Genomic DNA, 25,405 nt, shown 5'->3' on the forward strand with positions numbered 1-25,405 from the left:
TTTTTAAAATGTCTATTTAATCAATATTTAAAGTAAACCCAATTAATTATGTCAGATATTAGCAATGAACCCTTTGAAAAACAAACGTTAGGTCATCCTACAGGGTTATTTTATTTATTTTTTGCCGAAATGTGGGAGCGTTTTAGTTTCTATGGAATGAGGGCATTGTTAATGCTCTATATGACGAAAGAAATATTTAAAGCATTATCCGAAAAAGATATAGCAGCAGCGGCCGTTTATGCTTCTTATGGTTCATTAGTTTACGCGTCAACAGTAATTGGAGGTAGAGTTTCTGATAAAATATTAGGAATGCGAAGTTCTATTTTTTTAGGCGGAATTTTAATGTCAATTGGCCATTTTGTATTGGCCATAGAAAATGATGTTGCCTTCTTTTTAGCATTGGCATTTATAGTTGTTGGTAATGGGTTTTTTAAACCAAATATTTCCACCTTCGTAGGTTCCTTATACAAGGATGGTGACAGAAGAAAAGATTCTGGATTTACTATCTTTTATATGGGAATAAATATTGGAGGTTTTGCAGCTCCTTTAATTTGTGGATGGTTAGCTGTAAAATATGGTTGGCATTATGGATTTGGATTAGCTGGTATAGGAATGTTAACTGGTTTAGTTTTCTTTTGGAGTGGTATAAAAAAGAATGTATTTGGAGATAAAGGATTGCCTCCAAGTAAGGAAATTTATGAAAAGCCTATTTTAAGTATACCACAAAAAATATTCGTACCAATTGTTGCTGTTTTATTTGTTCCTGTAATAGCTTCATTATTGGCTTCTTATCAATCTCTTGGAGTAAAAGGAACCTTTTTAGGAGATAAGAATTATGTAAATATTCTTTTCTATTTAATTGGCATTGGTGTCGTTATTTTCTTAACAAAAATAATTTTTGAGTCAAAACCTGAAGATCGTAAAAAGCTTTTTATGGCTGTGTTGATAACATTTTTTATGACTTTGTTTTGGGGTTTTCATGAATTGTCAGGTAGTGTAATTACCTTGTTTGCTGATAGAAATGTAAACTTGGATGGTATTATGAATCCTGCTCAAACAAACTCACTAAATTCATTAGTAATAATTGTATTGTCTATACCTATTTCATTACTCTGGGCTTATTTATCTAAACGTAATTTAAATCCGAGAACACCTTATAAATTTGGACTAGGGCTTGTTTTGGCTGGCTTGAGTTTTTATATTTTATCATTAAGTAAAGGAAGTGCTGACGAAAATGGAATGGTGCCTTTTGCTTTTCTTTTTATTATGTATTTTATTTTGTCGATAGGTGAGCTCTTTATGTCACCTGTGGGTTTATCAAAAATAACTGATTTATCTCCGAAAAGAATTGTTGCTTTTATGATGGGAATTTGGTTTTTGTCATCAGCCTATGCCTTTCAAATAGTAGGTTTTATATCTAAGCAACTTGCTATTGAAAGTACTGACGTTAACGTAGGTGGTTTAGAAACATTAAGCGTTTATACAGATGGATTTGCATTAATTTCTCAATATGCTCTTGGTGCAGGCGTAGTTGTATTACTTTTTTCTCCATTAATGAAGAAATTAATGGGTAATGTGCATTAACAATAAAAAGAATTTCCTTTATTTTTGTATTAAAATAATACTACCATGAACACCGATATTGAAAACCTATTTAAAGACAAAGTTATTGGCCAACCGGCTGGACTATTTGTAATATTTTTTACAGAAATGTGGGAACGCTTTTCTTTCTATGGTATGAAAATATTATTGATATTATTTTTAACGGCTCCTTTATTAAGTGACCATCCTGGATGGGAATGGTCAAGAGAAAATTCACTATCACTAATAGGAACTTACGCATCATTATTATACTTAACTCCAATTCTTGGAGGATGGATAGCAGATAAAATAACTGGTTACAAATGGGCAGTAATCATTGGCTGTTTTATTATGATGCTTGGTCATGCTTTTATGGTTTTTGAGACCACTTGGTCATTATATTTGGGTTTAGCCTTGTTAGTCATTGGTACTGGTTTTTTTAAGCCTAATATGACTTCAATGATATCTGAAATGTATAAAGGAAAGGAATCCAAAAAAGATGGAGCTTATACAATATATTACATGGGTGTAAACGCTGGTGCATTCTTTGGAATGATGTTATGTGGGTATTTAGCTGAGAACCTTGGCTGGAGTTATGGATTTGGATTGGCGGGAATTTTTATGCTGGGTGGGCTAATACAATTTTGGTTAGCCAAAGATTTGTTCGGTATGATAGGTGAACGACCTTCAAAAATTCACGAAGTAGAATTGCCTCAAAATATTAATGAAGAAGGTCCAAAGGAACATGATTTAACTGAGGTTGTAGAAAAGTTGAATCCTTTTACTTTAATAGATAAAATATTGATTATTTTGTCTACAATTGGAGGAGTTCTTTATCTGTTCAATGACCCCATGTCAAAAATTGGAAATATTAATTTATTAAACTTTAATGTAGGTAGTTTAGATGGTTCTAACTTTACTATTATATTGGCATTAGTATTATTTTTATTTTTAATTACAACACGAATTTTAAGGTATAATTCAATAGTAAGAGATAAAATTATTGCGGTGTCTATTTTTGGAATTTTTACGGTATTTTTCTTTGCCGCTTTTGAACAGTCTTTAGGGTCTATGACATTATTTGCTAGAGATTACACAGATAGAGTTTTAGTAGGCTCGGCTGCAACGATATTTAAAGTTATAGATACAATTCTTACTATTGTACCATTAGCTATTATCACTTGGGTATTGTATTTATTATTTAAAAAGACATTTTCAAAAATTCCATATTCCAATATAATTTTAGGTCTCACTTTTGCATTTCTTTGGTACGTTGTTTATTATAAAGTTAGTAATGAATTTAGTAAAGATGTAACTGAAGTTGGAGCTTCTTGGTTTGGAATTTTGAATTCATTTTTTATAATAACTTTAGCTCCTCTTTTTTCAAAATGGTGGGAAAGTAAATACAACCCGAGTGTCGCAATGAAATATGGAATTGGACTGGTTTTACTTGGTTTAGGATTTGGTATTTTGGTGTTTGGTACCATGGGAATACCACAAGGTGCCAAAACAGCATCAGTAAGCATGGTGTTTTTAATTTTAGCGTTCTTATTCCATACTATGGGTGAACTTTGTATCTCACCAGTAGGTCTTTCTTATTTGAGTAAATTGGTTCCAGGACGTATGATTGGATTTATGTTTGGTATTTGGTACTTAGCGATTGCCATTGGTAATAAAGCAGCTGGTTCAATGGGAGGAATGATTGATAAAATTACGGCAGAATATTCATTAAGTACATTCTTTTTAATATTTACACTTATCCCTGTCGGAATAGGTCTCATTTCAATGCTATTAAACCCGGTGCTTAAAAAATTAATGCACGGAGTCAAATAAAATAAAGTATTGAATACACCGTTTTGTAATTTAGGCATATTGTTTGCGTCTTATTTATCAAAATATAAAACATCAGCATGAAAAAACTTGTATTACTATTAGCAATTTTATCGTACTCCTTTAATGGAATGGCACAAGAAAAAGGTGAAATTAATTGGATGACTATTGAAGAAGCTGTTGCCGCTCAAGAAAAAGAACCACGTAAAATTATGATGGATATGTACACTACATGGTGTGGTCCTTGTAAAATGTTAGATAAAAATACGTTTCAAAATAAAGATGTTGCCGCTTATGTTAATGAAAACTATTATGCTGTAAAATTTAATGCTGAAGGTGGTGAAACAATTAATTTTAAAGATAAAGAATACGGAAATCCCGCATACAATGCCTCTAAAAAAGGAAGAAACAGTCAACATCAATTTGCACAGCACTTAAGGGTTCAAGCCTATCCAACAATAGTTTTTTTAGATGAAAAAGCCGAGTTAATAGCTCCAGTTACAGGTTATCACGCACCAAATCAGTTAGAAATTTTCTTAAAATTGTTTGCCACTGATAAACATAAAGATGTAACTACAAAAGAGCAGTGGGAAGCGTATCAAAAAGACTTTAACGCTGAGTTTAAGGTAGAATAACCTTACATTTCTTAAACAAATACGAATACCTTTCGGGGTAAGAAAACTTTGCTTACTTTGCAACACCTTAAAAAAGTGATGTGAACTACCTATCTGTTGAAAATATTTCTAAATCTTACGGTGAGCGAGTGCTCTTTGAAGATGTTTCTTTTGGTATTAATAAAGACCAAAAAATTGCCTTTGTTGCCAAAAATGGTACAGGTAAAACTTCCATTTTAAATATTATAACAGGTAATGATACTCCTGACACTGGTCAAGTAGTCTCTAGAAAAGATTTACGAATTGCCTATTTATCTCAAACTGATGAACTCAATGATGAGCAAACTATAGAAGAGGCTATTTTTAGTTCTGATAACCCTATTTTAAAGGTAATTCACGAATATGAAAATGCATTGAAGAATCCCGATGATTCGGAAGCATATCAAAAAGCATTTGACTTGATGGAACAACATCAAGCATGGGATTTTGAAACCCAATACAATCAAATATTATTCAAATTAAAGCTAGAAGATTTAAGTATAAAAGTCAGTAATTTATCGGGTGGACAAAGAAAAAGACTTTCATTAGCGATAATATTGATTAGTAAGCCTGATTTATTAATCTTAGATGAGCCTACAAACCATTTAGACTTGGAGATGATAGAGTGGTTAGAAAACTACTTTAAAAAGGAAAAAATCACCTTATTTATGGTAACGCATGATAGGTATTTTCTAGAACGCGTTTGTAATGAAATTATAGAGTTAGACGAAGGTCAACTTTACACATATAAAGGTAATTATTCTTATTATTTAGAAAAAAAAGAAGAACGTATTGCTATTGAGCAAACTACCGTTGGTAAAGCCAAAAACCTGTTTAAAAAGGAATTAGACTGGATGCGTCGTCAACCTAAGGCAAGAACAACCAAGTCTAAATCAAGAATTGACGACTTTTATCAAATAAAAGAAAAAGCCAGTCAACGACGAAATGATCACAAAGTCCAGTTGGAAATCAGCATGGAGCGTTTAGGGAGTAAGATTTTGGAATTACATAATATTTCTAAAGCTTTTGATGACAAAGTTGTTTTAGACAAGTTTGAATATGTTTTTAAGCGAGGAGAACGCATTGGTATTATTGGAAAGAATGGTACTGGTAAATCTACCTTTTTAAATATGATAACTGGTAAAATGCCAGTAGATTCTGGTAAAGTTATTCTAGGTGAAACTGTAAAATTTGGCTACTATACCCAATCGGGAATTCATGTTAAAGAAGGCCAAAAAGTAATTGAGGTCATTAAAGAATTTGGTGAATACATTCCGCTTGCAAAAGGACAGAAAATATCTGCTGGTGGTCTATTAGAACGTTTTTTATTCGACAGAAAGAAACAATACGATTTTGTTGAAAAACTATCTGGAGGAGAGTTAAAAAGACTTTACTTGTGTACTGTTTTAATTCAAAATCCTAATTTTTTAATTTTAGATGAACCTACCAATGATTTAGATGTATTAACTCTAAATGTCTTAGAAAGCTTTTTATTAGATTATCCTGGAAATTTATTAGTGGTTTCACACGATAGGTATTTTATGGATAAAATAGTAGATCACTTATTTGTTTTCGAAGAGGATGGTTTAATTACTGATTTTCCGGGTAATTATTCTGACTATAGAACATATGAAGATTCACAACCAAATACTGCTTCGGCGGTTGTAGTTACGGATAAAAGTACTTCGGCTAATGATAATATAAAGGCCACGTCAACTAGTAAGGAAACGTTATCGTATAACGAAAAACAAGAATTTCGAAAATTAGAAAAGGATATTTCAAAATTAGAAAAACAAAAAGAGGCGATTGAATTACAATTTTTGAACAATGAGGTAGAAAGTGATAAAATTGATGAAGTTTCTCAACAATTACAGCAAATTATTGACAGTATAGCTTCTAAAGAAGAACGTTGGTTAGAGATTTCTATGAAGATGGAATCGTAACAATCTCATCCTCTTGTAGTAATTCTAAATTGTTAAAACGTAATAATAATTGGGCTACGGCGAGCGTATCTCGCTCGCAATATTTAACAATCCGATCTAAATCATGTTCCTCATAAAAAACGTTAGCTACTTGGCTGCCGTCAATATCTTGCTTTGGTGATGGAATTCCTAAAATATTAGTTAATAAATTTAATGAAGTATAGTGTTTGTAATCGCCAAACTTCCATAATTCCAAAGTGTCTAAATGTGCAACTTCCCATGGCTTTTTACCAAATAAATTTAGCTTTGAAGGTAGAGGCACACTGTTGATAATCATACGACGTGCTATGTATGGAAAGTCAAATTCTTTTCCATTATGTGCACACAGTAAATGATGATCTTTATTGAAATGGTTATCTAGTAGCTGTTTAAAATCAATTAAGAGTTGTTTTTCATCTCCTGAAAAAGAAGTAAGTCTAAAGTTTCTATTTCCGTCTAAATCGACAAAATACCCAACAGAAATGCAGATTATTTTTCCAAATTCGGCCCAAATTCCTGCCCGGTCGTAAAAGTCTTCAACAGAAATTTCATTTTTACGCTGATATTCTGTCTTTTTAGCAAATAATTCTTTTTTTAAATCAGAAAGCTCGGCAAAAGTAGCTACTTCTGGAACCGTTTCTATATCCAGGAATAAGATATTCTCTAATTTTATTTTATTGAGCATTTTTTAGAATTGACAACTAACATTCATAAATATAGTCAATTTAAAGCAAAAAAAGTGAACTAATTAAAGTTCACTTTTAAAAATCAGGTTGTTGGGTTGCGTTATTTGACAACCAATTTGCGAATTGAAGTACTTCCTTTTTCAAATACTTTAAGAATATAAACACCAGAATCAAATTTAGAAACATTCAATTCTTTACCTCTTAGGGTAATATTTAACACTTCTTTACCTAAGATATTAAAAAGTTGGACTTTTTTGTCGGCATTATTAAAAGTGTGTATATATAATTTTCCATTAACAACAGGGTTAGGGAAAATTTTGAAATCCTTAATTTCTTTTGTTTTTTGAACAGCATTGTTTTGTGATGATTCGTTGTCATCTGCAATTTGCCCATAGAAACAAGTAGTTACCAATAATAATATTAAAAAAAAGTAATTTTTTTTCATACGTATTTAATTATTTTCGGCAAATTTGGTTGATTGCACTTAAATTGAATTAAGTGATTCAAAATTAGATAAATATTGTGTACATTTAAGTAAAATAAAACAATTGTGAATAACTTTTATGGTTGAAGTAAAAACGATCTGCTATAATTTGTGCTAATTATATCTATAACGCTCACAAATACAAGGTGTTAATATTCTTTTCAAAGCTTAATGTTAACTTAATATTACCAAGTTAAAAGATTGTTAAGTTTATAAAATTATTTTTAATCCTTAATTTTGAGGGAATTTAAAGTGTAAAATGAAGAAAAAAAATATAAAAGTACTATTGGTTGATGACGAACCTGATGTATTAGAGATAGTAGGTTATAATTTGAAAAATGAAGGTTATCAAATATTTACAGCGACCAACGGGCTGGAAGCCATAGAAAAAGCAAGAGAGATTATTCCACATTTAATTCTATTAGATGTTATGATGCCAAAAATGGATGGTGTTGAGGCTTGTCAAAAAATTAGAAAAATAGATAAACTACAAGACGTTATTGTTGCTTTTTTTACAGCAAGAGGTGAAGATTACTCGCAACTTGCAGGTTTCGATGCAGGTGCCGATGACTACATTACCAAACCCGTAAAACCAAAAGTTTTGGTGAGCAAGGTAAATTCTCTTTTAAGACGTGTAAGGCATAACGAAGAAGGAGTAAACACTATAATGACAATTGGAGACATTATCATTAATCGTGAAGAGTATTTTGTTCAAAAAGATAATACTAAAATAATACTGCCACGTAAAGAGTTTGAATTGATGGCATTATTGGCTTCTAAACCAAATAAGGTTTTTGAACGCGATGTTATTTTGAAAAACGTTTGGGGTAATGATGTAATTGTTGGAGGTAGAACTATAGATGTTCATATTAGAAGACTCAGAGAAAAAGTAGGTGAAAAGTATTTTAAAACGGTAAAAGGTGTTGGTTATAAATTTTCTACAAATTGAAGTTGAAAAAAACATATAAATTCGCTTTCAAATCTTCATTATACATTACCATTTTTGCATTTTCGGTGGCATTAATACTTACGTATGTATTAACACATCATGTTAATTATAATCTCGCGTTATTAACCGCACTTTCTATTTTTATTTTTTCGTTTGTTGTAATTCAATATAGGGTAGAGTATTTCATTTATAATAGAATTAAAAACATTTATGATGATGTTTCTGTGTCTAAAATTGAAAATTTAGATAGAGGAAGTGTTACTACCAATATGGAAACACTTTCTAAACAGGTAAAAAAGTTTGCAGAAGATAAACTCTTAGAAATTGAAATGCTTCAGATAAGAGAAGAATATAGACGAGAGTTTTTAGGTAATGTATCACATGAATTAAAAACACCCTTATTTACTGTGCAAGGCTATCTGTTAACCTTATCAGGTGGTGCTATAAACGATAAATTAATTCGAGATAAATATTTAAATAGAGCTAATATTGGATTAGAAAGATTGGTGAGCATAGTTGAGGATTTAGATATGATAAATCAACTAGAATCTGGTAATCTAAATCTATCTTTAAAGCAGTTCGATATAGTCAAATTAATTCGAAATGTGTTTGAATTACTAGATTTTCAGGCTAAAAAACGCAATATTTCTTTACAATTTGATAAAGTTTATGATACCCCTATTTTAATACAGGGAGATAGAAAAAGAATAGAACAAGTAGTCATAAATCTAATTGAAAATTCCATTAAATATGGTAAGATGAAGAGTCAAAATACAGTAAGTATTAAAAATTATTCCGATTCGCAATTTATTATCCATATAAAAGATGAAGGAGAAGGCATTCCTGAACGTAATCTATCAAGAATATTTGAACGTTTTTATAGAATTGAACAAAGTAGATCTAGAGAACAAGGTGGTTCTGGATTAGGTTTGTCTATCGTAAAACATATTATTGAAGCACATCATCAAAAAGTATTTGCAAAAAGTGAAGTAGGTAAAGGTTCCACCTTTTCATTTACTCTCGAAAAGTTTAAATAAAGCGGAAGGTATTGTTTCAGCTTCAGAAATATCTTTGAGTCCACTAAAATCAGTGACTTTATTAAGCATTTCGATTTTAAAATCGTCTTGTTTTGTATAGGGAGCTAAATTTAATTCAGCCATTCTTTCGGCTAAGTATTCTTGTTCATGTTGCCCTGGGGTAGGAATAAAAAAGGCCTTCTTATCTAATTTTGTTAAATCTAGGATAGTAGTATATCCTGATCTTGCCAAAACCACTTCACTTTCGTTTATAGCCTGCTGTAATTCGTTGCTGAGCATAAAGTTAACCATAGTTATGTTTTCTGCAATTTGCGGCAATTCAACAGTGTTAAAAACACCTCTAACAAGCAATACTTTTTTCGGATAGTTTTTTAGTTCAGAGATTAGAAGTTTTTCTAAGATGCTTCGTTGTGGTTCAGCCCCAGATAAAACAATCAATACATCATATTTTTTAGGAGATGAATTCTTTTCTAACCTACTTATCGGACCAATAAATTTGATATTTAATTTACTATTTTTTGTTGAAGATAATTTACCTGAAAGATTTGATTTAACATGGTCAGGAACCCAACATTCATCAAACTTGGCTATAATATTTTGATGTACTTTGGAAGTTATTAAAGTGGTGCTACCTGAAAGTACATTAATTTGATGTGTAATATAAATAGATGGTATTTCTGATAAACGAACTCCAAATCTATTGTCAGAAATAATACCAGATAACTCTTCCTTTTTATGAATTTTTTGAGTTGCTTTTTGTTCAGATAAACTCGCTTTTATAACACTGGGACTTCCTAACAGTAGTTGTAGTTTTTGAGTATTCCTTTTGCTGTATGTAATATTATAACTTGGTAATTCGTAAAATTTTAATTCGGGATATTCCTTTTGAAGCAATGTTAAAGCTGCACCATCACTGGCAATGATAGGTGTGAAATTTCTTTCAATTAAAGCATTAATAATTGGAATACAGCGACTTGCATGACCTAAGCCCCAATTTAAGGGTGCAACCAAAATTTTTTTTGAATGTTTTAGTGGCATAGGGTATAAGCTGATTATAGATAATTCAATAAAATAGAAATGTCACTATGAACATATTCTTAGAGTCTTATCCAATAAAAGACAGATGTTAAACAAAAATAAAATTTCTAATAAAAAATGAATTTATCGTGATTTTGATTTTAAATAATTAAATCAAGTCGAACCCAATATCTTTTCTATAATTCATGTCTTTAAAATGAATCTTATTTATACTATCGTATGATTTTTTTAGAGTTTCTTCAATTGTATCTCCCAAAGATGTTACAGCCATAACTCTTCCACCATTGGTAATGGTTTTACCATTTTTAGTTGTTGTACCCGCATGAAATACAATAGATTCAGTTACGTTTTCTAACCCAGTAATTTCTTTGCCTTTTTCATAGGCTTCAGGATAACCACCTGCAACTAACATTACTGTTGTTGCTGTTTGTGATTTTAAAGAAAATGTTTTTTCGTGCAAATTTTGGTTTGCTACACCTTCAAATAATTCTAAAAGATCAGATTCTAACCTTGGTAAAACGACTTCTGTTTCTGGATCACCCATTCTAACATTATATTCAACCACAAAAGGATCACCTTTAATATTCATTAAACCGATAAATATGAAACCGCGATAATCAATTCCGTCTTTTTGTAGTCCATTTATAGTAGGTTTCACAACGCGTTCTTCAACTTTATTTAAAAAGTCGTCACTTGCAAAAGGAACTGGTGAAATAGCACCCATACCACCAGTATTTAAACCTGTGTCTCCTTCTCCAATTCGTTTATAATCTTTAGCTGAGGGCAACACTTTATAACTTTTTCCGTCAGTCAATACAAAAACAGATAATTCTATTCCGTCTAAAAATTCCTCAATAACAACTGTATTAGAGGCTTCACCAAACTTTTGATTGGTTAGCATATCATCAAGTTCAGACTTTGCTTCTTCTAATGAATTTAAAATTAGTACACCTTTACCGCCGGCAAGTCCATCTGCTTTTAAAACGTATGGAGGACTTAAAGTTTCTAAGAAACATTTACCATCTTCTAAATTATCTTTGGTGAAAGATTGATATTTAGCAGTAGGAATACCGTGTTTTTCCATGAATATTTTAGAAAAGTCTTTACTTCCTTCAAGCATAGCCCCGTCCTTTTTAGGACCAATTACAGGTATATCTTTTAAGTCAACATCAGCTAAGAAAAAATCGTGAACTCCAGCGACTAAAGGAGCTTCTGGACCTACAATTACCATATGAATAGCTTCGGCTAAAACCAATGTTTTTACAGCATTAAAATCGGTCGGATCTATAGCAATATTTTTTGCGATAGAGTCAGTACCCGCATTACCTGGTGCAACAAAAAGCTTATTTATTTTTTTACTCTCTGAAAGTTTTAAGGCAAAAGCATGTTCTCTTCCGCCGGAACCTAAAATTAAAATATTCATTTTTTTTATTATTTTTTAATATGCCATTTGTAAAAGTACTGAAATACTGAAATAGTATGATAGGTAAACAGCTTAAAGTTTTTTAAAGATTTCTTTTTTAATACGTGAACAATCTCTACATCAGGAAAATATAATTTTTTCATGTCCTGTTGGTCCATTTTTCTGCAAATATCAACATCTTCCATGTATAAAAAGTATCTTTCATCAAATCCTTTGAGGTCAATAAATGCATCTGTCTTAAATAAGAGAAAACAGCCATGGATAAAATCGGGATTAAAAGCTTGAGATAAATCTTTGTCTCTGTATTCTCCTTTTTTAATGATTTCTGGAAAAATAGCCTTTAAAAATGGAAATCTTCTTACGATTAATTCAGATAATGTTGGGTACCTTCTACTCGTATATTGATGTTCTCCGTTAGGAAAAACTGCTTTTGGTGCGATTAGGGCTAATTTATTAATTTTTTTAAAATTATTGATGAGTTCTGGAATTAATGTTGGTTCAAAAACCACATCGGGATTTAATATTAGATGATATGTTGAATAATTTTTAATTTTGTCAAGAATTCTATTATGTCCTTTCCCAAATCCAATATTTTCTCCTACAAATAGATATTCTATATCAGGATGTTTAAATTTGTCTTTTAATACGTCTATTTTTGAATTATCTACTAAAAATAGTTTTTTCGGAAATGGCGTAGCTAAAAAACTAGCAATAGTTTTAGACAGTTCATCAAAATTTTCTTCGTACAATACAATAGTAGCGGTAATTATTTTGTTATTTAATTTAATTTTTTCTACCATTACGCTTTATTAATATGCTTTTTCTTCGCCTTTAAAAACATTTAATATTGTTTGTATAATTATTTTAATATCTAATAAAAATGACCAATTTTCTATATAGAAAATATCTAGCCTAATTCTATTTTTTATATCCGATTTCTTTCGTACCTCTCCTCTATATCCACTAACTTGAGCTAAGCCAGTAATACCTGGTTTAACCGAAAATCGTTGAACATAACTGTCTATTTCCTTTTGATATGCTATTGATAAACTGCTCATATGAGGTCTTGGTCCAACGACACTCATTTCGCCTTTTAATACATTGAAAAATTGAGGAAGTTCGTCTATACTAGTTTTTCTTAAAAAATATCCAGTACGTGTAACCCGAGCATCATTTTTAGTAGCATGGATTTTATCAGACAAATTATTTATCTTCATTGACCTAAATTTATAACAAATAAATTGCTCACCTTCCTTGCCTTCTCTTTTTTGTTTAAAAAATAATGGTCCTTTAGATTCTAATTTTACTATTACCCATAACAATGGTGTTAACCAAGACATGACTAAAATAATTATTAACAATGAAAAAATGATATCGAAAGTTCTTTTTATATAGCGATTGTCAAGAATTTCGAAAGGTAATTTCTTAACATTTAAAACCAGTAGGTTGTCATAATATTCAGCTCCTAAACTTTTGCTGTACAATTCATTTGAGTCTGGTATTAATTTAATGATAATATTATTTCTAGTAGCAAATTTGGTAAACTCTTTGACGTCATGCCTATTTAGGTTAGAAAGTGTACAGTAAATTTGATCAATATTATTAGTGAGTATATAATTGAAGCTTTCATTTAACTTGCCTAAATAAGCTTCCTTTTTATAATATTTATCCGAAAAAAACCCCATATATCGATATCCTAAACTTGATTTTTTATTGAACAATTCAATTACTCTTTTAGAAGTGTCATCATATCCTATAATAACAATCCTTCTATAATTTTTACCTCCTAATCGATATTTTTTTAGGGTATAGAATGAAATTAATTTAAATAAGCTAATACTTATAATAACTGTTGAAAGGACTAACAGTTGATTATGAACAACTACACCTTCTTTGAAAACACCGAAATAAGCAAAATAGCCTAAAAAGAATAAGGAAAACTGAATAAATAGTAACTTAAACACTCGAAATGTCTTGGTAAAACGATAGACTTGATAAAAGTTAGTATTAAAGGCAATAATTAGCCAAAAAAGAATGATGTAAGTAAGAAAATAAGGATTGAAAAATTCAGGGTCAGAAATATAGAAAATTACGCCAATGATAATGAGTATATCAATCAAGACGAATAGAGGTCTTATTAAATATGAATATCTATATTTTCTTAATGGCATTATTTATTTTCGAATTTTTTTATTTGTTTTTTTATATTAGATATAAATATTTCTTCACTAAATTTTTTAGCATGATTTCTAATCAAAATCGGATTAAAATTTTGAATTTCTTTTTCAAACAAATCTATTGTTTTTTCTACTGATTTTATATTTTGATTGTCAAAAAATAGACCAGTTGATTCTTTTATATTATTTCGATTTTCTATAATGGTTTCTAAAGCACCTCCTTTTTTAAAGGCAATCACCGGAATACCGTAAGCCATTACCTCTAAAGGAATCATTCCAAAATCTTCTTCACCGGGAAATAACAATGCTTTTGATCGTGCAAAGTAGTTTTCAATATCTTCCCAAGATAGAGTTCCCTTAAATTTTATATTGTTATTAGCTTTTTTTTCTAATTTTTCTTTTTCAGAACCATCTCCAATAATTACTATTTGTTTTCCGTTTCTGTTAAAAACATCAACCAACAAATCTATTCTTTTATAAGGTGTTATGGCTCCAAAACTTAAAAATATATCTTTTTGAGTATCTGTAGGTAATGGTTTTATAAATAAATCATCTGCTATTGGAGGATAAACTACTTCAGAATCCTTTTGATAGTATTTTTTTAAACGGTTCGCTACATTTTTTGAATTTGACAAATATAAATCTACGTTATCTATTGTTGATTTATCCCAGCTTTTGAGCCTATTAAGGAAGAAACTCATCAGAGGTCTAAGAATGGGGTTTACTGCTTTAAGATAGATTTCTTTGTGACTCCAACAATAACGCATTGGAGAGTGTACGTAACATATATGCGGTGTATTCTCGCCAATATTAATCCCTTTTGCAGGACCTGATTCGGAAGAAATTATTAAATCGTATTTGTTTTTAAGTTTTAACGATTTTATTCCTAACGGGTATAAGGGAAATATTTTTTGGTAATGTTTCCTCAAAAAGGATTTGTTTAAAATAGAAGTATAAACCGTGTGGTTTTTTAAGGATTTATCGTATTTTTTTTCGTCATAAAACAGGGTGTATATGTCAGCATCTGGATAAATTTTTAAAAGTGATTCCACCACTTTTTCACCACCTCTTTTAGTAATAAACCAGTAATGAATTATTGCAACTTTCATTTCGTTTTGGTTATAAAAAATAATGAATTAAAAAACGTAAAAAAAATAACACCTAATTGTCTATCAAAGATATTTTCTGTCAGTAATGCTAAAAATATTAATAATAAAAATATATTATATAGTAAATTGTTATTGATACTAAAGCCAAAGAAAAAGCTTATAGTTAGGGGTACCATTCCTAGAATTCCATATGCAATCCAGAGATCAATATACTGATTATGAGAATTGTATTGCGTTTGTTTAAAGTCATCATAATTATTATATGTAAATCCGTCATAGCATTCATCAAGTTTTCTTTGTACATTATTTTTACCAACCCCAATTAACCAATTATTTTTTATAACATTTATTGAGCAATATAAAATTCCATACCTAAAATTTACATGCTCACTTTGATCGTTCAGCTTTTCGGAAGGCAATTCGAATTTTGTATGTATTGCCTCAAAGATTCTTTCTTTCATAGGTGTTAATAAAACAATTATTGAAGTAAGCAGGACTAAACTAATAAATAAACTAGCAAATAGTCGTTTATTTTGAAATGATTTAAAAGCCCAATAAATAAAAACAATAATAAATGATAATAGAGCCATTCTAGCAGTAAAAAATAGCATAGAAATGAATAAAAGTATGCATATGAGGAAAATAATTGACCTGATAGCAATAGTATACTTTCTATACTCTCTTTGAATTGAATAAATTCCTATAAAAATTGAAAAAACATAAAATAAACCTAAATAGGGTAAATGAATGTTTGTTGTATCGGAAAATATATTTCTAAAAACTGGTTGGTAGTAATTATTATCATTCAACATTTTGAAAAAACCTGTTTGAAATATTTTAAACCAAGAAATCAATGCTAAAATGGTATTTGCCATAAAAAACCCTACCAACGAATAGTTTAATGTATTTTTACTAATATTTGATTTATTTAATATAATAAATAGTGGTAGAACTAAAAAAGACAGACAGGTTTCTAATTTTTTAATTAAAATTACATCTAATGTAAATAGATAGTTACCAATGTAAAAAATGTAGAGTAACGATAGAATTACAATACTAATAAGATCATTTTTTGTGACCTTTATGATGGTTTTTTCTTTAACAAATGTAGTTAAGGATAGTAAACACCAAATGGCAATACTTATACCGCTTAATTTTAAACTCATTATTGGAAATAATGATAATAAAATAAAACTATAATTATATATTTTTTTTAGACTTATCATACAAGTTCTTTTCCTAAAATAGGAAGATAATGATTTTCAATAATAAAATTTTGTGCATTTTTTGCTAAACTAGTTTTGTTTACCTTGTTTGCTAAAAGGGTATTTATTGAAGTTATAAAGTCGTTACTCGTATTTGCTAGTAAAAAGGTTTCTTTATCAATTAATCCGATTCCTTCGCTTCCAATTGTAGTTGAAACCAAAGGTAGCCCATTGATAATTGCGTTTATTGATTTTATCTTAACACCTGTACCATGGAGCATTGGATTAATAAAAGCGGATGATTTGGTATAAATATCATCTAAATTTTCTTTATTTAAGATCAGTTCTAATTGACTATGTTTTTGAAATAAATTAATAAGTTTATCTTCAGAAACACTACCTGTACTGCCTGCTATAATTAGTTTGTAATCTTGGTTTTTCTTACAAATTTCCTTGTGAACATTTTTTAAATACCACATCAGCCCTTCAATATTGTTTGGCATAAATAAAGAGCCGACAAACAATACATTTTTACCTTCTAATTTTTGAACTTTCATTCTTGATAAATTTACTGGTGCAGGTAAATGAATTCCTTTTTTATTGGAATATTCTAAAGCTTCTTTTTTAGAAATGAACCAAATTCTATTAACTGTATTATAGATGTTTTTAGAATAATTATTAAACTTTATTGCATCCGAAGTATAGTATATTTTTTTTATCAAATTGGTGGTGCTTAAGCATAAATTTTTGAAATACAAACTTTCATTATTATGAGACCGCAATATAACTTTTGTGGCTTTTAATGTTTTATTATTTAATATCTCCCCTACATATTCAGATTCTAAAATCACATAATCATAATGCTTTTTTAGTTTAAGTTCTACCAAGTTTTTTCTAGAAAGCACTTGCATAGGTTTTTTAAAAAAAAGATATTTTATTTTATTTTTACGTTTTACAAAAAAAACTTCATTAACCTTTTCATTGATAATCTTTAAATCAATTTCTGAGGGTTTCTTTTTATCAGTAAAAATGAAATCCACCGTATGCTCTTGTTTCGATATTCCTTTCAACCTCTCCCAAATGTCATATGCTCCACCATGCATTGTGGGATAAGGGGAGTAACCAGAAACTATCAAAATATTAAGCATCCTCAAGTTTTTTATTTTTTTCGATTACATCAATTATTGCTAAGAAGAACCATACTTCATATTTTATACTAAAAGTAGTATAAGTTATACTACTTAAAATTAAAAAAGCTAAAATTATTTTAACCAAGTATACACCTTTCAATTTTGATAATTGGTTATACCTTTTGATAAAAAATAGATAATAAAAGAGTAAAAAAGGGATACCAGCAAAAACTAGATGATCAAAAAAATAAGTTTTTGATGATAAAAAGTTAGAGGAATGTAAATATTGTTTTATCTCATTTAAATTAAGTTGCTGCATAATATCTAGATTAACTATAGATCGTAAATTAGAAACATAAATATCCAAATAGGCTCCGAAACCAACACCAAACGGATTCTTAATAAAAGTTTGCAAAGAAGCCAAATAGCCAGATAATCGAGTTCCGAATGTAATGCTAGTGTTAAAATGTTTGGAAATCTCTTCTTTTAATGGATTGTATATAATTGTAGCAACCATTAAGATAAATATCAATGACAAATAGAAATATTTTCTATATTTTTTGTTTTGATAAACTTGCTTTAATAACATTGGTAAAATAGCGATTAAAACTAATATCAAGTAACCTTTTGACTCACTATGAATGGTGTAATACAAAAAGAAAAAAGCTGAGGTAATAAAAACCAATAATTTATAACTTTTTTGTTTATTTAATGAATTAACCAAATACACTGGTAGTAGCGTGAAAATTATAACTATGGTTCCTGTCCAACTTGCCTCATAGGTTAATAGCCTTATTCTCCAATACTTTTCTGTGGACGCATGAAGAAAAGGTAAAAACACTTCATTTGTTTTATATACATTTACTTCAAAAATTAACAGTATTATTAAAAATAATTGAACAAAAAATATAGCTTGCAAAAGGTCATTGAAATTTAATTTATTTTTAGAAAACAGGGTGTAAATAAACTGGTAAAATATTAGGGCTATTATGGGATAAGCCAACATTTTTAGATTCTTAATTATTATATTTTCCCCCAATACATATATACTTTGATTCTTTATAATTATAACAATACTATAAATAATTGATATTATGATCAAATAGACCAAATAGACTAAATATTTTTGAGTATATTTTGAAATATCTAATTTTTTAAAAAGCAAAAGATACCCTAAAAAAAGAGGGCTTAGAAATACAATTGGTGATCTGGCTAGCTCACCAAAATAGTTTACCAAAGGAAAATCTTGGTAAATTGCTAGAATTAAAATTAGGCATAATATGAGAACTTTTATCTTCACAAGATTTATAATCTAAAAAATTGTTTCGCTTTATATAATGGATTAATTAAATTTAAGTTAGTATGTTCAAATAATATAATTAGATAATCTTTAGGTTGAAGTTTATATTTAAAGTAAACTTTCATACTCCTTAATTGTTTAATTAAAGATTTAGCTATTTTATTTTTCCCAAATTTTAAATAATGAAAAGCTTCTTCTCGTATTACTTCTGATTGGAGTTGATTCATTTTCAATTCATCCAGGTTATATTCTGCATGTCGATTTTTAATTTCTTCAATAGCTCGCACTAAATGCTCTTTGTGTTTGCTCATATCCCCACCTCCAGCATTATTATCATGTATTATCCATTCGGAAAGGCTTTTATTAATGTAACCAATTTTAAAACTTGATGCTACTATTTTAAACGACATATTAAAATCGCAACAAATAGTTTCTTCAATAAATCCACCACACTTTTCTATTATACCTTTTCTTATAAACCAAGTTTGCGGAGGGCATGGGTGTGATGCTCTGTAAAAATATTGGTTTAGTAACCAATTATTATCTAATATTTCAAAATGCTTTCCTTTTAGAGAAAATACATTTTTAGTGATTCTATTGTTTTTGTTAACATCAACATTTCCAAAGCCAAAATCACACTCTGGATGTTTGAATAGAAAATCAGCTGTGGTGGAAAGAGTATTTGGAAGCATCAAATCATCTGAATGTAGTAGATACGTATAATCTCCTTGTGATTCTTTGTAACATTTTGTCCAATTTCCCGCCATTCCTAAATTTATGGAATTATAAATTACTGTTACTTTTTTATGTTTAGAATATTCTTGTAATATTTCTATAGTTCCATCAGTAGATGAATTATCTATTACTAAAACAGAATAAGAATATTGAGAATTTTCCTTCTGTTTTAAAACAGAATCAATGCACTCAGAAATATGTTCTTTTCTATTATATACCGGTATTGCTACAGTTATTTGCATGAAGTTTCATCGCTTTTTACTTTTCTGCCTTATATAGACTTAAGGCACTGTAAAAATAAGCTATTGCACCAAAGAAATAAATAATTGAGGTCATAAAATAAAATAAGGAAATATTCCCTTTTACTATTATTACTCCAAATTGAGCCAATAGTACTATTATTAATATTGTTCTACTTATTAACTTAACCTTTTTAAAATTATTTTTCAAAGAAACCAGTATGGTTCCTGATACATGCTGTATAGCATTTCCCATTAACATTATAAATAAAGCCAAATACATTAACTGGGTAAATATATATTTTTGACCGACCCAGATATCAAAAATAAATTCTGAAAATATTATAAATACAAGAAAAATAAGCAGGTTCATAATTAGCGAGATGAGCAATGAATAATGGAATATTTTTTTCGATTTTTTTAAGTTATCTGCCAGATATGTTTTTGTCATTTCATGGATTGAAATGTCAACAATAGATCTTGAAAAAATAGATATTCCATTAAAAATTGTAATGAGCAATCCGTATTGGATAATGTTAAAGTCATCATAGAAAAATGGAATTATTATAAAGCCACTATTGTATATAATTGTTTCAAAAACCGTGAATTGAAAAAAGTTTTTAGATTGTTCAAAATATTGCCTATAAAAGGTTGTTATTTCAAGCCATTTTATAGATAAAAATCGATTAGCCAAATTGTATTTTTGATTTAATTTTTTCTTCAAAAAAAGTAATAAAACAACTATGATTACATTACTTAATAACACACCCAAAATGAATGATGTATCAATTACTAATGAGCAAATTGCTAGAAGGTTGGAGATTCGTCTAAAAAATTCTATTTTCTGAAAAAACTCAAATTCATCTACAGCAAGAAGAATGTTCTTAAAGTTAGAAATCTGAAAATTTACAGTAAGATTAAATACTAATAAAAATATTAAAATTAGACTTAAGTTGTTTTGTAGTTGGTAATAGAAGAATAAGAGAACAAATGAAAAAATTAGTAATACTATGGCGAAAAGTATTAAATAAAACGAAAAGGTCTGTTTTATTTGTTGCGAAATACCATCTTTCTTGTTTATGAATTTTTCCCTTAATGAGACATATAATGGTTTAGAAATTCCTCCATCTAAAAAGCCTATATATACTGCTAATCCGTAGGTAATTGTTAAAAAAGCAAAGTTTTGTTCAGAAAAATATTGAGAAAAGAATTTTGGTCTTAGATATGTATTTAAGACTCCAACTAGCAACGCTCCGTAGTTTAAAAAAACGAAAAGTTTAGTTACGTTAAAAAATTTTAATAGTTTTTGCATTTAGCAATCTAAATTAAGCAATTCTATTGCTTTAGCAAGCATTAAAAGCTGTCTGTTTTTAGAGTTTGAATGCAAGGGCACCATACTTAGAAATAAAAGCCCTTCTATTAATTTTATGTGCTTTAAGTTAAATTTATTTGATATAATGGAGTCAAAATGTAATTTTACGAGATTATTTTCTTTTCTACTAAAAACTTGATACTCTACTTTATAATCAATTATTCTATATGAAAAAAGGTCGTTTACAATATAATCATAATCTCCAGAAATAGAATGTCTCAGTTTTGCTAAATCATATTTTATATCGCCATTCTCATTTTCACCCCATGAACCTCTAGGATCAATTATTCTTAATACACCACTATTTACATCATACAATAAATTCGAGAAACAATAATCTCCATGAATTAAACAGTTGTGATTTTCATTGTAAAAATCTTTTACTTTTCCATAGATTTGATCTTTTAATAATTTCCAACTTTTGTATTGCTTACCGTTTATTTCTAAAATACCATTTTCATTTCCATTTAAAAATAAATTGAATTTATTATCATTCAGATCAATGATTTTTTTTATTCTTTCTTCAGTCTTTTTAATATATATAGTGTCATAATCAGCTTTGGAAACTAGTCTTTTTTCATTGAAGAAAAGGAATAGTATATCAATAATTTTATCGATTATTTTATTTAATATTTCGTGATTATAGGTAGCATACAACCATATTTCGGTCATTGTTTGATAGCTATAATATTCCATTGTAATAAATGGGTTTTCACTATCTATATCATAATCTAAAATACGAGGAGAAAGAACCTTAAGATATTTAGGTAAGTGTAATTGCCAATTAATTTCAGCAATTAACTTTTCTTTAAATTTACTTTTTTTTGTTATGGTTCCTAATAAATCATCAAATGTTAATGAATTAAAAGATCTGGCTTCTAATAATCTTTTTTTTGATTTTTGGTATTTGTCTAAATGACCAAAATCTAGCCACTGATTAGCCAAGTTTACCTTTAAAGCGATGGAATTATTATATATTTTTAAAAGGTATGATATTTCAAAGTTAATTTGGTCAAAATCCAATTTAGTAATTATTGAAATATCATTTAAAACATATATTCCAACTAATGCTTCATTTTTAATTTTGTTTTTAACGGGCTTTTTTTCAATAAAATGGACAACATGTCCAGCTTTGTTTTTTGAAATTAAACACCATTTACTGCTTCTGTCAAAATTTTTTGATGAAAATACAATGTCCCCATTAGCAATTAATTGTTTATTAACATCAATAATAGTATCTGCTAATGAAATATAAACTTTTCCATGTCCTATTTTTTTTAATACTTTATAAAGTGAAGTGCCTGGTTTTTTACTGTAATCAACATCAATGTAGTTGATTTTCACTTTGGCAGAATAATAATTATCAATCAATAATTTTACTCTATCAGATTTATATCCTACCGCGATATATACTTCAAAAATATCAAGTGTAGTTATTTGATCAATAATATAGAAAATAATTGGCTTCCCGTAAATAGGGATCAATGCCGTAGGAATATCACCATAAATTTGGCATAAACTTGGGTCAGCTTTTCCACCTGCTAAAACAATTCCTTTCATTAGCTATTTTTAAATATTTCAACTTCTTCTGGTGTGCCTAAAGCTATGAAATCTGAGACAAAATCTAAAACGAACTTCTTTTCACTCTGAATTAGTCTATTATACATAGGTGCCACATAATATTCATTTTTATGTTTTTCTTCTTTAGAAATGAAATATTCAGCCGTAGAAATAAAATCTAAAGGATTTGAAAAATGGTAAAATCCTGTGAGAGCATTATGTGATATTGGAATTTTTTCTGCTGTCTCAATAACAATACCTTGACTATTTGTTTTTGCAAAACTCCAATTGGTACCACTACTTTTAAAAGATCCCAAAATTCCATCTTTTTTTAAATTTAACTCTAATAACTTGCGTTTAAGTGTGTCAGATTTAAAATAGGTATCTATGTTGTAAATAATTAAATCTGTTTTATAATCGATATGATCTTTAGCTTTTAATACAGTTTCTGCTTGACCTTGAGTAATGCTATCTAGTAATATAAGTTTGAAATTAATATCTTTTAAAATAGTTCTAATTTCTTCTTTGATATTGAATTCTTCCTGATGCTCTTTAAGAGCAATAAAAACAATATTTGTAGCTAATTCTAAAGGTAAACTTTCTAAAGAATATTGTAATAATTTTTTATTTTTTACCTCAATTAAGTATTTAGGAATCTTATATCCAGCCTTTTTAAAACGCTTACCATGGCCAGCCATTGGGATTATAAAATTCATCGTTTCTTTTTATTTTTTTGTTCATTAGAGATTGGAAAATTACTACCATCTCCATTTATAGATGACCAGTCCGAAAACCTAAAAGCATTATCATCTATATATACTTGAGCCCATGGCTTACCAAAGTAGATTTCATCGAACTGAATATCATGTTTTTCTAACCAATCTAATGTCATTTTGGTAATTCTAGCATTAATCAAACCTAAATTAGACCCACAAGTTTTCATGTGTCTAGCAGTATTAATTATAATATAGTGCCCTTCGCCTCTTAGGCTTTTTATTTTTTCAATTGCCCCTTCAATTGGATTGACTTCAAGGTAAGTTTGACCTTCTTGTTTTAATTCGCTAATTACTCCATCTAAATCTATACAAATTCTCATTAGTTATCATTTTTTAGATACTGGCAACAAAATAATGATCAGTACCTTCGTTATATATTTTTTCAAATTCTTTTAGTGAAAGTGAATTTCTCTTACTTATAAAATTTTCTAAACTAAATATTTTTAATCCAATTTTTTTTATTATTTCAAACATCATGGTGGGAGTTGAATTATAATATTCACTTGCCCCTTTTCCAAATTCAAATATTATTAATGGCTTATTCTTGCTTAGTACTTGAAAACCACCTTCTAATTCATCGTACTCAGCTCCTTCAACATCAATTTTTATAACATCAATTTTATAATCATTAGGTAAAATCGAATCTAATTTTTTAACTTCTACATTGACGGTTTCAATAATAGGATTTTTCACATTGTATTCTCTTAATTTTAAACCACTATATCCTAATGAGTTTTTAATTATTTTAAACTCAGAAACCTCTTCCTTATTAGACAGTGCAAAGGGTAGAATAGTAACTTGATTAGTATACTTTTTGATAAGATTATCATACAAATGTGGTATTGGTTCAAACCCGTAATGTTTACCCTTTTTAGAAACGGATAATATTTGGTCTAAAATTTCTCCTTTGTGACATCCGATATCTAGACAGTTTGAAGTGATTGTTAATTCATTTTTAATGATGAGAGTAGTGAGCCTATCATATCTCATGTTTTTTGTAACTTCAATACCTAAGTTACTAAAAACTTTTTTGAGTTGAAATTTTATTTTATTTTTAATATCCAATTTTTTTCACTTTTTATTGAAAAGTTTAAAATAATACAAATGAAGGTTAAAACCTATCTTTTATAATCAATCAAATATTGATTTAATTGCCTTAACAAAATAAATAACAACATCAATAAACCAAAGCCTATACCCAATAGAAATGTATTTTTTTTAAATAGACTACTTTCCTTTACCCCGACTTTACTGAATGAGGAAACCACATTTAAAATGTCTGTAGTTTCAGCTTTTGCTTTATTATTACTAATTAAATCTTTATTTAACTTTAAACTTTCACTAAATAGCTCAAGTTCATTTGTTTTTTTTGCACCTTGAGCTAGTGTAATATTGGTTCCTGTTTCGGCTTTTTTAGCTTCTGTAATTAAAACCTCATTGTATATGTTTCTTAATGTGTCTACTTCACTTAAAGATTTAACCAAAACCTTTTCGTTTTGAAGTAAATTTTGATCATTTATCTTTTTTTGGTTATTAAAATACGGGTTACTTTCAACGGAATTCACAATAGGAGTACTCAATTTATCAAAAATACTATTGTTTAAAGATTTAACTTTAATTTGATGGTACTTATAATCGTAGTCCGTAAACCCTTGTTTAAATTCTTTAAAGTCAATCCTGCTCACTGTGGCAGTATCTACCTCATTAACAAATTTATCAAAAAGTTCATATTTTTCATTTTCATTTCTAATTGGGCCAATGTAAAACCCTTTTAATTTAACAGCTTCACTTACCGTAATATCCAATGCTTCTGCTAATAAAACAGAATCTTTTTGTTTTACTAATTCATTATAAAACTCTATGTTTTTATACAATTGTTGAGCACTATTAAAATTGTGTTCTACAATCATTGTTGAGGAAAATTGTTTCGGATTGTTTAAGTCTAAGACAAACCCAACAATAGCCCCTAAAACAATAGCCAAACCTAGTTTTATGGCATTATTTCTAATAAAGACTAATGCCAGTATAAGCAAATGAAATAAGCTCATAAAAAATTGACCAATAGCATTAAAAAGGTTTTGAAATCCTTTACCAATAGCATTAAAAAGATTGCCTAAATCTACCTCTTCGTCTTTTTGATTATTTTGTTGACTCATGTTG

23 protein-coding genes are annotated in these 25,405 nt (G+C 28.7%); 6 read left to right on the forward strand and 17 right to left on the reverse strand.

Going from position 1 to position 25,405, the window contains the following annotated elements; all coding sequences use genetic code 11:
• Nucleotides 1–48 precede the first annotated feature (48 nt).
• The 4 genes from D3P13_RS15700 (at nucleotide 49) to D3P13_RS15715 (ending at nucleotide 6,007) form a co-directional block, all read left to right on the forward strand.
• Nucleotides 49–1,584: a peptide MFS transporter gene (locus D3P13_RS15700; protein ID WP_117883825.1), complete on the forward strand. Its 1,536-nt coding sequence runs from the start codon at nucleotides 49–51 to the stop codon at nucleotides 1,582–1,584.
• Nucleotides 1,585–1,629: 45 nt separating this feature from the next.
• Nucleotides 1,630–3,414: a peptide MFS transporter gene (locus D3P13_RS15705; RefSeq protein ID WP_117883826.1), complete on the forward strand. Its 1,785-nt coding sequence runs from the start codon at nucleotides 1,630–1,632 to the stop codon at nucleotides 3,412–3,414.
• A gap of 77 nt (nucleotides 3,415–3,491) precedes the next feature.
• Nucleotides 3,492–4,046 carry a thioredoxin family protein gene (locus tag D3P13_RS15710; protein WP_117883827.1) on the forward strand — a complete coding sequence of 185 codons (555 nt, stop codon included), beginning with the start codon at nucleotides 3,492–3,494 and terminating at the stop codon, nucleotides 4,044–4,046.
• Nucleotides 4,047–4,126: 80 nt separating this feature from the next.
• The gene (locus D3P13_RS15715) at nucleotides 4,127–6,007 is read left to right on the forward strand and encodes an ABC-F family ATP-binding cassette domain-containing protein (RefSeq protein ID WP_117883828.1); all 1,881 of its coding nucleotides are present in this window, start codon (nucleotides 4,127–4,129) and stop codon (nucleotides 6,005–6,007) included.
• On the opposite strand, the gene D3P13_RS15720 is transcribed toward D3P13_RS15715, so the two are convergent.
• A complete protein-coding gene (locus D3P13_RS15720; protein ID WP_117883829.1) occupies nucleotides 5,988–6,710 on the reverse strand; it encodes a 3'-5' exonuclease in 723 nt (240 codons plus the stop codon). The two genes, D3P13_RS15715 and D3P13_RS15720, sit on opposite strands and share 20 nt — an antisense overlap.
• Nucleotides 6,711–6,811: 101 nt before the next feature.
• Nucleotides 6,812–7,156, reverse strand: a complete 345-nt coding sequence (locus tag D3P13_RS15725; RefSeq protein ID WP_117883830.1) for a T9SS type A sorting domain-containing protein — start codon at nucleotides 7,154–7,156, stop codon at nucleotides 6,812–6,814.
• Between the two features lie 298 nt (nucleotides 7,157–7,454).
• Between D3P13_RS15725 and D3P13_RS15730 the strand changes: the two genes are divergently transcribed.
• Together D3P13_RS15730 and D3P13_RS15735 are read left to right on the forward strand one after the other, a co-directional pair.
• The gene (locus D3P13_RS15730) at nucleotides 7,455–8,144 is read left to right on the forward strand and encodes a response regulator transcription factor (protein WP_117883831.1); all 690 of its coding nucleotides are present in this window, start codon (nucleotides 7,455–7,457) and stop codon (nucleotides 8,142–8,144) included.
• Nucleotides 8,141–9,181, forward strand: a complete 1,041-nt coding sequence (locus D3P13_RS15735; RefSeq protein ID WP_117883832.1) for a sensor histidine kinase — start codon at nucleotides 8,141–8,143, stop codon at nucleotides 9,179–9,181. The genes D3P13_RS15730 and D3P13_RS15735 overlap by 4 nt, the downstream gene beginning before the upstream one ends.
• On the opposite strand, the gene D3P13_RS15740 is transcribed toward D3P13_RS15735, so the two are convergent.
• From D3P13_RS15740 to D3P13_RS15810, 15 genes are all read right to left on the reverse strand, one after another.
• Nucleotides 9,155–10,219, reverse strand: coding sequence for a glycosyltransferase (locus tag D3P13_RS15740; protein ID WP_117883833.1), 1,065 nt, complete (start codon nucleotides 10,217–10,219; stop codon nucleotides 9,155–9,157). The two genes, D3P13_RS15735 and D3P13_RS15740, sit on opposite strands and share 27 nt — an antisense overlap.
• Nucleotides 10,220–10,367: 148 nt before the next feature.
• Entirely contained in the window at nucleotides 10,368–11,642 is a 1,275-nt protein-coding gene (purD, locus tag D3P13_RS15745) for a phosphoribosylamine--glycine ligase (protein WP_117883834.1), read from the reverse strand.
• A gap of 8 nt (nucleotides 11,643–11,650) precedes the next feature.
• Nucleotides 11,651–12,442, reverse strand: coding sequence for a glycosyltransferase (locus D3P13_RS15750; RefSeq protein WP_232829218.1), 792 nt, complete (start codon nucleotides 12,440–12,442; stop codon nucleotides 11,651–11,653).
• A gap of 9 nt (nucleotides 12,443–12,451) precedes the next feature.
• On the reverse strand, nucleotides 12,452–13,813 hold the full coding sequence (locus tag D3P13_RS15755; protein WP_117883835.1) for an undecaprenyl-phosphate glucose phosphotransferase: 1,362 nt from the start codon (nucleotides 13,811–13,813) through the stop codon (nucleotides 12,452–12,454).
• On the reverse strand, nucleotides 13,813–14,928 hold the full coding sequence (locus D3P13_RS15760) for a glycosyltransferase (RefSeq protein ID WP_117883836.1): 1,116 nt from the start codon (nucleotides 14,926–14,928) through the stop codon (nucleotides 13,813–13,815). Before D3P13_RS15760 ends, D3P13_RS15755 begins: the two co-directional genes overlap by 1 nt.
• A complete protein-coding gene (locus tag D3P13_RS15765) occupies nucleotides 14,925–16,094 on the reverse strand; it encodes an O-antigen ligase family protein (protein ID WP_157972939.1) in 1,170 nt (389 codons plus the stop codon). The genes D3P13_RS15760 and D3P13_RS15765 overlap by 4 nt, the downstream gene beginning before the upstream one ends.
• Before the next feature lie 56 nt (nucleotides 16,095–16,150).
• On the reverse strand, nucleotides 16,151–17,281 hold the full coding sequence (locus D3P13_RS15770) for a glycosyltransferase (protein ID WP_117883838.1): 1,131 nt from the start codon (nucleotides 17,279–17,281) through the stop codon (nucleotides 16,151–16,153).
• Nucleotides 17,274–18,182 carry an O-antigen ligase family protein gene (locus D3P13_RS15775; protein WP_157972940.1) on the reverse strand — a complete coding sequence of 303 codons (909 nt, stop codon included), beginning with the start codon at nucleotides 18,180–18,182 and terminating at the stop codon, nucleotides 17,274–17,276. The genes D3P13_RS15770 and D3P13_RS15775 overlap by 8 nt, the downstream gene beginning before the upstream one ends.
• A gap of 386 nt (nucleotides 18,183–18,568) precedes the next feature.
• The gene (locus D3P13_RS15780) at nucleotides 18,569–19,540 is read right to left on the reverse strand and encodes a glycosyltransferase family 2 protein (protein WP_117883840.1); all 972 of its coding nucleotides are present in this window, start codon (nucleotides 19,538–19,540) and stop codon (nucleotides 18,569–18,571) included.
• A 16-nt stretch (nucleotides 19,541–19,556) separates the two neighbouring features.
• A complete protein-coding gene (locus D3P13_RS15785; protein WP_117883841.1) occupies nucleotides 19,557–20,849 on the reverse strand; it encodes a hypothetical protein in 1,293 nt (430 codons plus the stop codon).
• A complete protein-coding gene (locus D3P13_RS15790) occupies nucleotides 20,850–22,469 on the reverse strand; it encodes a sugar phosphate nucleotidyltransferase (protein ID WP_117883842.1) in 1,620 nt (539 codons plus the stop codon).
• On the reverse strand, nucleotides 22,469–23,185 hold the full coding sequence (locus tag D3P13_RS15795) for a glycosyltransferase family 2 protein (RefSeq protein WP_117883843.1): 717 nt from the start codon (nucleotides 23,183–23,185) through the stop codon (nucleotides 22,469–22,471). The genes D3P13_RS15790 and D3P13_RS15795 overlap by 1 nt, the downstream gene beginning before the upstream one ends.
• Entirely contained in the window at nucleotides 23,182–23,565 is a 384-nt protein-coding gene (locus tag D3P13_RS15800; protein WP_198680050.1) for an HAD family hydrolase, read from the reverse strand. Before D3P13_RS15800 ends, D3P13_RS15795 begins: the two co-directional genes overlap by 4 nt.
• Nucleotides 23,566–23,578: 13 nt before the next feature.
• Nucleotides 23,579–24,310: an FkbM family methyltransferase gene (locus D3P13_RS15805; protein ID WP_117883844.1), complete on the reverse strand. Its 732-nt coding sequence runs from the start codon at nucleotides 24,308–24,310 to the stop codon at nucleotides 23,579–23,581.
• Nucleotides 24,311–24,363: 53 nt separating this feature from the next.
• Nucleotides 24,364–25,401, reverse strand: coding sequence for a hypothetical protein (locus D3P13_RS15810; protein ID WP_117883845.1), 1,038 nt, complete (start codon nucleotides 25,399–25,401; stop codon nucleotides 24,364–24,366).
• Between the last annotated feature and the right edge of the window lie 4 nt (nucleotides 25,402–25,405).

The organism is Aureibaculum luteum (assembly GCF_003449015.1).
GTDB lineage: Bacteria > Bacteroidota > Bacteroidia > Flavobacteriales > Flavobacteriaceae > Aureibaculum > Aureibaculum luteum.

Bases quoted from the DNA above. Each gene is read 5' to 3' on its own strand.
- D3P13_RS15700 (WP_117883825.1), top strand. From the start codon at position 49: ATGTCAGATATTAGCAATGAACCCTTTGAAAAACAAACGTTAGGTCAT.
- D3P13_RS15705 (WP_117883826.1), top strand. From the start codon at position 1,630: ATGAACACCGATATTGAAAACCTATTTAAAGACAAAGTTATTGGCCAA.
- D3P13_RS15710 (WP_117883827.1), top strand. From the start codon at position 3,492: ATGAAAAAACTTGTATTACTATTAGCAATTTTATCGTACTCCTTTAAT.
- D3P13_RS15720 (WP_117883829.1), bottom strand. From the start codon at position 6,710: ATGCTCAATAAAATAAAATTAGAGAATATCTTATTCCTGGATATAGAA.
- D3P13_RS15725 (WP_117883830.1), bottom strand. From the start codon at position 7,156: ATGAAAAAAAATTACTTTTTTTTAATATTATTATTGGTAACTACTTGT.
- D3P13_RS15730 (WP_117883831.1), top strand. From the start codon at position 7,455: ATGAAGAAAAAAAATATAAAAGTACTATTGGTTGATGACGAACCTGAT.
- D3P13_RS15740 (WP_117883833.1), bottom strand. From the start codon at position 10,219: ATGCCACTAAAACATTCAAAAAAAATTTTGGTTGCACCCTTAAATTGG.
- purD (WP_117883834.1), bottom strand. From the start codon at position 11,642: ATGAATATTTTAATTTTAGGTTCCGGCGGAAGAGAACATGCTTTTGCC.
- D3P13_RS15750 (WP_232829218.1), bottom strand. From the start codon at position 12,442: ATGGTAGAAAAAATTAAATTAAATAACAAAATAATTACCGCTACTATT.
- D3P13_RS15755 (WP_117883835.1), bottom strand. From the start codon at position 13,813: ATGCCATTAAGAAAATATAGATATTCATATTTAATAAGACCTCTATTC.
- D3P13_RS15760 (WP_117883836.1), bottom strand. From the start codon at position 14,928: ATGAAAGTTGCAATAATTCATTACTGGTTTATTACTAAAAGAGGTGGT.
- D3P13_RS15765 (WP_157972939.1), bottom strand. From the start codon at position 16,094: ATGAGTTTAAAATTAAGCGGTATAAGTATTGCCATTTGGTGTTTACTA.
- D3P13_RS15770 (WP_117883838.1), bottom strand. From the start codon at position 17,281: ATGCTTAATATTTTGATAGTTTCTGGTTACTCCCCTTATCCCACAATG.
- D3P13_RS15780 (WP_117883840.1), bottom strand. From the start codon at position 19,540: ATGCAAATAACTGTAGCAATACCGGTATATAATAGAAAAGAACATATT.
- D3P13_RS15785 (WP_117883841.1), bottom strand. From the start codon at position 20,849: ATGCAAAAACTATTAAAATTTTTTAACGTAACTAAACTTTTCGTTTTT.
- D3P13_RS15790 (WP_117883842.1), bottom strand. From the start codon at position 22,469: ATGAAAGGAATTGTTTTAGCAGGTGGAAAAGCTGACCCAAGTTTATGC.
- D3P13_RS15795 (WP_117883843.1), bottom strand. From the start codon at position 23,185: ATGAATTTTATAATCCCAATGGCTGGCCATGGTAAGCGTTTTAAAAAG.
- D3P13_RS15800 (WP_198680050.1), bottom strand. From the start codon at position 23,565: ATGAGAATTTGTATAGATTTAGATGGAGTAATTAGCGAATTAAAACAA.
- D3P13_RS15810 (WP_117883845.1), bottom strand. From the start codon at position 25,401: ATGAGTCAACAAAATAATCAAAAAGACGAAGAGGTAGATTTAGGCAAT.